6 protein-coding genes are annotated in these 6545 nt (G+C 46.5%); all 6 read right to left on the bottom strand.

Features of this window, described 5'->3' with window-relative positions:
* Positions 1-8: 8 nt before the first annotated feature.
* A complete protein-coding gene (gene der, locus ACXLDX_RS08865) occupies positions 9-1352 on the bottom strand; it encodes a ribosome biogenesis GTPase Der (protein WP_457576815.1) in 1344 nt (447 codons plus the stop codon).
* 44 nt (positions 1353-1396) lie between these two features.
* Positions 1397-2500 carry an aminoglycoside phosphotransferase family protein gene (locus ACXLDX_RS08860; RefSeq protein ID WP_457576814.1) on the bottom strand — a complete coding sequence of 368 codons (1104 nt, stop codon included), beginning with the start codon at positions 2498-2500 and terminating at the stop codon, positions 1397-1399.
* Between the two features lie 522 nt (positions 2501-3022).
* Positions 3023-3913, bottom strand: coding sequence for a nucleotidyltransferase family protein (locus tag ACXLDX_RS08855; protein ID WP_457576813.1), 891 nt, complete (start codon positions 3911-3913; stop codon positions 3023-3025).
* Between the two features lie 50 nt (positions 3914-3963).
* Positions 3964-4812, bottom strand: a complete 849-nt coding sequence (locus tag ACXLDX_RS08850) for an LpxI family protein (protein WP_457576812.1) — start codon at positions 4810-4812, stop codon at positions 3964-3966.
* A 5-nt stretch (positions 4813-4817) separates the two neighbouring features.
* Positions 4818-5615: an acyl-ACP--UDP-N-acetylglucosamine O-acyltransferase gene (gene lpxA / locus ACXLDX_RS08845; protein ID WP_457576811.1), complete on the bottom strand. Its 798-nt coding sequence runs from the start codon at positions 5613-5615 to the stop codon at positions 4818-4820.
* A 308-nt stretch (positions 5616-5923) separates the two neighbouring features.
* Positions 5924-6376: a 3-hydroxyacyl-ACP dehydratase FabZ gene (gene fabZ / locus ACXLDX_RS08840; RefSeq protein WP_457576810.1), complete on the bottom strand. Its 453-nt coding sequence runs from the start codon at positions 6374-6376 to the stop codon at positions 5924-5926.
* Positions 6377-6545: the final 169 nt, after the last annotated feature.

The raw sequence follows: 6545 nt of genomic DNA, 5'->3' as shown, positions 1-6545 counted from the left end.
GAGAAAAATCAGTTGCCCCGTTGACTGGATTTATCCTTGAAAATCAGTTGAATCGGAACCTTGTCCAACCCCAGGCCTTCCCTGAACCTGTTTGTCAAATATCGCTGATAGGAGAAGTGAACTCCTTTGTAGCTGTTTGTCATGATGACAAATCTTGGCGGACTGGTGCTGATCTGCGAGGTATAATAAAATTTTAAACGTTTGTTCTTATAAATCGGCGGTGAATGATTTTCTATGGCCTCCCGCAACAGTCTGTTAAGCGCGGATGTCGGAAAACTTGCCTTGTATTGCCTGTAGACGGATCCGATAACAGGAAACAGTCTCTTTACACCGTATCCGGTCTTTGCCGACACATTGAGAACAGGGGCAAACCCCAGGAAGGGCAACTGCCGGCCTACCTCAGCGAGAACCTGATGCCCCCGTTTTTTATCTCCTTCGAGTAAATCCCATTTGTTCACGAGGATGATCAATGCCCGGCCGTGTTCCAGGGCATACCCGATCACCTTGGTGTCCTGTTCGGTAATTCCTTCCTCACCATCAATCAGAACCAGAGCAATATCACATTTATTAAGGGCTGCCAGAGATTTCAAAATGCTGAATTTCTCCAGTTTTTCCTTTGTTTTTCCTTTGCGCCTGATTCCGGCTGTGTCAATCAGGAGATAGTTGTATTTCCCATGGGTCAAAAGGGTATCGACGGAATCCCTTGTCGTCCCCGATATCTCGGAAACCACCATCCTCTCCTCCCCCAGTATCCTGTTGATCATTGATGATTTACCCACATTCGGTCTGCCGAAAAAGGCAACTCTCATCAAATCTTCCGGCAGTTCTGCCTCTTCCGTTTCTCCCTCAATGATTGCGCTGAGACCATCCATAAGATCACGGAACCCGAAACTGTGTTCAGCAGAAAGGGGCCAGAGTTTTTCAATTCCCAGCTCATAAAACTGCGCCAGGAATTCAACTTCCTGCCTGGGGCTGTCAATCTTATTGACCACGTGGAAGATCGGTTTTCTGGTTCTTCTCAGGATTTCAACGACTTCGTAATCTGCCGGGGTGACACCTTCCCTTGCGTCCATGAGAAAAAGTATGATATCCGCCTCCTCGATAGCCGCCAGGGCCTGTTCCCTGATATGTCCCACGAGCAAATCTTCCGGATTGTCATCAATACCGCCTGTATCCACAAGGATAAAAGATTTATTATCCCAGGTAACCCTGTCATAATGACGATCACGGGTTACCCCCGGGGTTGGATCAACCAGGGCCTTTCTTGACTTTGTTATCCTGTTGAACAGTGTGGATTTCCCTACATTCGGCCGGCCGATCAAGGCCACCATTGGACAATTTCCCTGTACCATGTTTTTTATTATTCCTTTCTGATTCTCCCAAAATACCAGCTTAACTACTCAGCCAACCGGGAGATTTTTCCGCTTTGTCCTACAAGTAACAACCCCTGTTTCACCAGTTTTCTGCATTGTCCATACTCTGAAAATTCCGGTTGTTCCAACCGACTGTTCAGGGTAATAAGAGCAGGATAAATATATTGAGCAAAAAATGTCTTTTTTTTCACATTGGAAAGAAAAGAGAACGCGCCTATTATCTGCACATTTCTCTGGAATGCAAGAAAAGAATAGCAACGGGTAAATTCTAATCTGTCAAATTCATCAAAAGCCGAGGCTGTTTCAATATAATACTGATAGAGTTTTTCGATCATTTCTTCACAGAGTCCACTGTAAGGGTCATAAAGAAGTGAGGCCAGATCATACCCCGGTGGGCCCGACCGCCCTCCCTGGTAATCAATAAATCGCACCTTGCCATCCCTGACCATAATATTGCGGCTCTGAAAATCCCTGTGCAGGAAAGTTCCGGGTTTCGCCTCGGCCGCTCTGTCGGCGATGTGGCAGAATTCCTCTTCCACGTCCTGTGTAAAATTCCGGCCGAGCAATTCCTGCCAGAACGCCCTGAGAAAATAACCGGATTCTCGCTCAATCATCAGTTTTTTATCATACACAGGCGTATCCCAGCACCACGCAGCCTTAAAATCCCGGACACCATTGAACTGCATATTGACAAGTTCGCGGATAACGGCCCGGTACAGATCCATAAGCATACCACTTCGTGAAACATCCTTCCTGCACAAAACAGTAAAATCATGCAGACGTGTATCACCCAGGTCCTCCAGCAGAATGATACCGCTCTCTGCGTCCATACCGAAATGACGTGGAACAGGAACCTGATGACTGTATAGATGACGGCCAATCTCCCAGGAGGACAGCGCTTCCTTGAGATCTGATTCAGTTGTATCAACAGGAGGAATTACAGCGATATACCCTTCTCTTTTTCCTGGAAAAAGACGAAGAAATATCCGGTTCGATCCATCTCCACGGAGCATCTGTGAAGTTTTATCGACAAACAGTTTATCGATAACTTCCTGATCTACCGATCCGGTTCCGAAAAGGAGAGTTTTGATTCTGGCCTTTATATAAGTATTGAGATTGACAGACATTACCCAACAGAACGTTCCGGAATTATGTAATTGGTCACTGGGATAGCAACTCCGTGATTTTATTACCTCTTACCTAAATCCTGCAATTGGCAAGTTCGGAGTCTTCGCTTACCTGCCGGAGATGCGAGGTTCAATGGCGCTGACGTATAGGCATACTTCAAGTCATTGAAAACGAAGCAGGTAAGCGAGCCTGCGAGACTCCGGATTCGGTAAAATTGCCAATCCCGCAGGGCAAAGAAAATGAAAAAATTTACATTCACCTAAAAAGTGAATAGCCAAATTTGCTTAATATATCATAATATATTGAAATCAAGTTATATTTACATTTTTTCATTTTCTGAAGTGCAGGATTTAGGTCTTAAGTGTAATTGCTCACAGGTGCCGCAGATTTTTGCAGGCTCTTTTGTTCGCTATAGACTACCTATGCGGACAAAAGAGACCGTGAAAAGTGGGGTACATGTGAGCAATTACGGAATTATTACCGCCATGAATGGTACATGTTACGGGAAAATTTTGTGACGTTCAGGCTGATCCGTCACTGACAACAGTATCGACAAGGTGACTGCCGGCTGCAACCCGAACATCATTCCATACCACAACCCGCTCAAGATGACTGCCATCTTCAATATGGGCTCCACCGATACAGACCCAGTCTTCCAGAACAATATGGGCTGGAAGTTTTGCTGCCATATCAATACAGTATGGTTTTCTCACCTCACCGATCTCGGCCCAGCAGGGGATATCATCCTTCAAAAGGCCACGATGAAGATCTAGATAGTCTTCAACTGTTCCCATATCGGTCCAGAAACAGTCATCAACCCGATAACAGTCAATCGACTCGCCTCGATCAAGAAGTTTTCTATAGAGATCAATTATGCAGGAATTCCTGTTTTTTTCTACTTCTTCCAGAATTTCAGGTTCAATGACATGCAACCCCGTAAAGGCCAGCTGGGTAAATTCAACCCTGTTGTCGAAACTTGCAACTCTGCCATCTTTGATCATCACATTATTGAAGCGAAGATGGTCACGCATGGCCATTGTGACAACAGAATCCCTTTGCAGATGGTGATTGTATAAATCACGGAAATCAACAGTGTGATAGATGTCACCATTAGTTACCAGAAGAGGTTCATCTCTCATATGCTCAAGACCTCCCCGCAGTCCTCCCCCGGTGCCAAGGATTTTGTCTTCATGAAGCACGGTTACACCAACTAGCGAATCCACCAGAGAGACAATCTGATCCCCCAGGTGATGGCAGTTCACGAGAATCGAATCGAATCCATGATTTTGCAACCTTTTAATGGTAAGAAGCAGCAGAGGTTGATTGAGAACCGGAAAAAGAGGTTTGGGACAGACCCTTGTATGCGGCAGCAACCTGGTTCCCAGCCCTGCTGCAAGAATCATTGCCTGCATAATAACCTCCCTGTGCGAGCATTTCTGAATCAGTTGATTAATGTAACTGCTTACATTTTGAGCGTTCCATCTTCCTGTTCCACTACACCCACAACCACTATACCTGATTTATCCGCCTCTTCAATCATCTTTTCCCTGTCAAATAGCAGGGATTGTCCGGCCTCTACTGCCAGGACGGAGCCATGAACTCGCCTCAGGCTTTCAAGGGTTCTGACTCCCGTGGCGGGAAGATCAAATCGAAAATCCTGTCCTGGTTTTCTGACCTTCACCACAACGGCCTTTTCCTTGGCAAGACGTCCTCCCCTGAGAATAGCCTCATCAGTCCCCTCGATCGCTTCAACGGCCATGACGGAACAATCCCTGACAACTACACACTGTCCGATATCCAGCCTGCCGATTTCCCTGGCATTTTTCCAACCAAACTCGATATCCTTCACCTGTTTTTTACTGGGTCTGTTTTTTGTCAATACTCCTGCCGGAAAAAGCAGATGGGACAGGTACAATGTGGATTCCAGAACCTTGATCCCCTCTCTTTCAAGAGTATCCGCTATGGCCCTGAGAATGGCATCATCCTGTTTCCGGTCAATTTTATTCCACAGGGTCAGCCCCTTCAAATCGGGAAACACGTCACGGAAAATTCTTGTCTTGGTTATTGTCCCGAGAAAGACAGTCTCAGTAACCCCACTTTTTTTGAACAGTGAAATAACCCGGCCCAGCTGACCCAGCTTGACCCAGTGTACTTCGTCTGCAGCACCAGTGACCCGTTCGTCGGTCTCACCTTTATGTGCAACAACGACAACCTGCCTGCCGGCCTTTCTAGCCGCTTCAACAAAAAGCAGAGGAAACTGCCCGCCACCCGCAATAATCCCTATTTTCTTTTTTTCAGCCTCCCGTATCATTCAACTCAATCCATAATGGTCTGCTTGACGACACCACGCCTGGACTCCTTGAAAAAAGTAACCAGTGCCCCGACTTCAGGACAATCTTTCATTTCATTTTTTGCAATTTCAATGGCATCCTTCATGAGGAGATTGGGAGACCGAAAGATAATTTTGAAGGCCCTGTCCAGGTTCTTGATTGTTTCCCGGCTGAATCCGTTTCTCCTCAAGCCCACCTTGTTGATTCCTGAGATGCGGGTGCGGTTTCTGGTTCCCGCCAGAATAATGTAGGGAGGGACATCGAGGCTGATACCCGATACTCCGCCAATATAACTGTAGGTTCCTATTCGACAGTACTGATGAATCGCCACAAGCCCTCCAATGGAGGCACGATCGCCTACCTCCACATGTCCCGCCAGCGTTGCCACGTTGGCAAGGATCACATGGTTGCCGATACGACAGTCATGGGCCACGTGGGTATAGGCCATAAGAAGATTATGGTCACCAATAACTGTTTTTCCATGACCACCCGGTGTACCACGGTGAATGGAAGCGTATTCCCTGATCTGGTTATCGTCACCTATGATCAACTCCGTGGGCTCACCGTTATAACCAAGATCCTGGGGAGCCCCCCCCACTACCGCAAAAGAACCGATCAGGTTCCTTTCGCCAATAGTCGTGGGTCCCGATATCACGGCATGGGCTTCCACCCTGGTCCCGGCACCAATTCTGACACCCGCTTCAATAACCGCGTACGGTCCAACCGACACGGAAGAGTCCAGTTCCGCACCTGGGTCGATAACTGCTGCTTTATGTATAGACATATTTTTCTTTTATCTGAAAATCCATGGCTGAAGATCGTATAGCCGCAGTCAGGTTTTCATTGACTTTTTGTGGCCGAACCGTAAAATCCGGTCATGCCGGTTTATCTGAAAAACCGCGGCCGAAAATCATACTGCCGCAGTCAGGATTCTCACCAGTTTTTTGAGGCTGGAGCATAAAGTCCGGCCATGATGATGTTCACTTTTACCTGCCCATGGAAACTAAAAAGTCGGGCACCTGTGACTAATTGCGATAAAGCTGTATCCAGGATTCATTTCCAGAAAGTGACAGGTTCATTAATATTTCAAAATCATGAAAATGAGGCCATCAGTTCTGCCTGAGCGACCAGTTTATCATCCACATATGCCTTGCCGCTCATAACCATAACAGAACGTTTTTCCTTAATAAATTCAAGTTTAAAAACAATCTGATCCCCCGGCACTACAGGACGACGGAAACGGGCTTTATCGATGCCGGCAAAAAAAATCAGTTTTTCACCAATGGTTTCCGGCTTGGCATAAAAAGCCATAATACCTCCAACCTGTGCCATACCTTCCAGGATCAGGACCCCCGGCATTACCGGGCGACCGGGAAAATGTCCCTGGAAAAAAGGTTCATTGATGGTGACATTTTTCAGGCCCACAATTTCTTTTCCCAATTCCATTGAGATTATCCTGTCCACCATAACGAACGGGTACCTGTGGGGCAGGGTATCAAGTATTTTCAATATATCAATCTGTTCGGGTATAATTTTATCTGTCATAATTGTTCTCTTTCATGTAACTTGATCGTTTCCCCTTCAATCCGTAATTACTCACAGGTACCCCAGCTTTTCACGGTCTCTTCTGTCCGCATAGTAGGCTATAGCGAACAAAAGAGCCTGCAAAAATCTGCGGCACCTGTGAGCAATTACAGTTCAGAGGTAATAAAAT

The organism is Desulfomarina sp. (assembly GCF_054039375.1).
This window is presented reverse-complemented; position numbering and strand designations above follow the sequence as displayed.

What these genes read in the sequence shown, in the direction of transcription:
- der (WP_457576815.1), bottom strand. Translation starts at nt 1,352, where the DNA reads ATGGTACAGGGAAATTGTCCAATGGTGGCCTTGATCGGCCGGCCGAAT.
- ACXLDX_RS08860 (WP_457576814.1), bottom strand. Translation starts at nt 2,500, where the DNA reads ATGTCTGTCAATCTCAATACTTATATAAAGGCCAGAATCAAAACTCTC.
- ACXLDX_RS08855 (WP_457576813.1), bottom strand. Translation starts at nt 3,913, where the DNA reads ATGCAGGCAATGATTCTTGCAGCAGGGCTGGGAACCAGGTTGCTGCCG.
- ACXLDX_RS08850 (WP_457576812.1), bottom strand. Translation starts at nt 4,812, where the DNA reads ATGATACGGGAGGCTGAAAAAAAGAAAATAGGGATTATTGCGGGTGGC.
- lpxA (WP_457576811.1), bottom strand. Translation starts at nt 5,615, where the DNA reads ATGTCTATACATAAAGCAGCAGTTATCGACCCAGGTGCGGAACTGGAC.
- fabZ (WP_457576810.1), bottom strand. Translation starts at nt 6,376, where the DNA reads ATGACAGATAAAATTATACCCGAACAGATTGATATATTGAAAATACTT.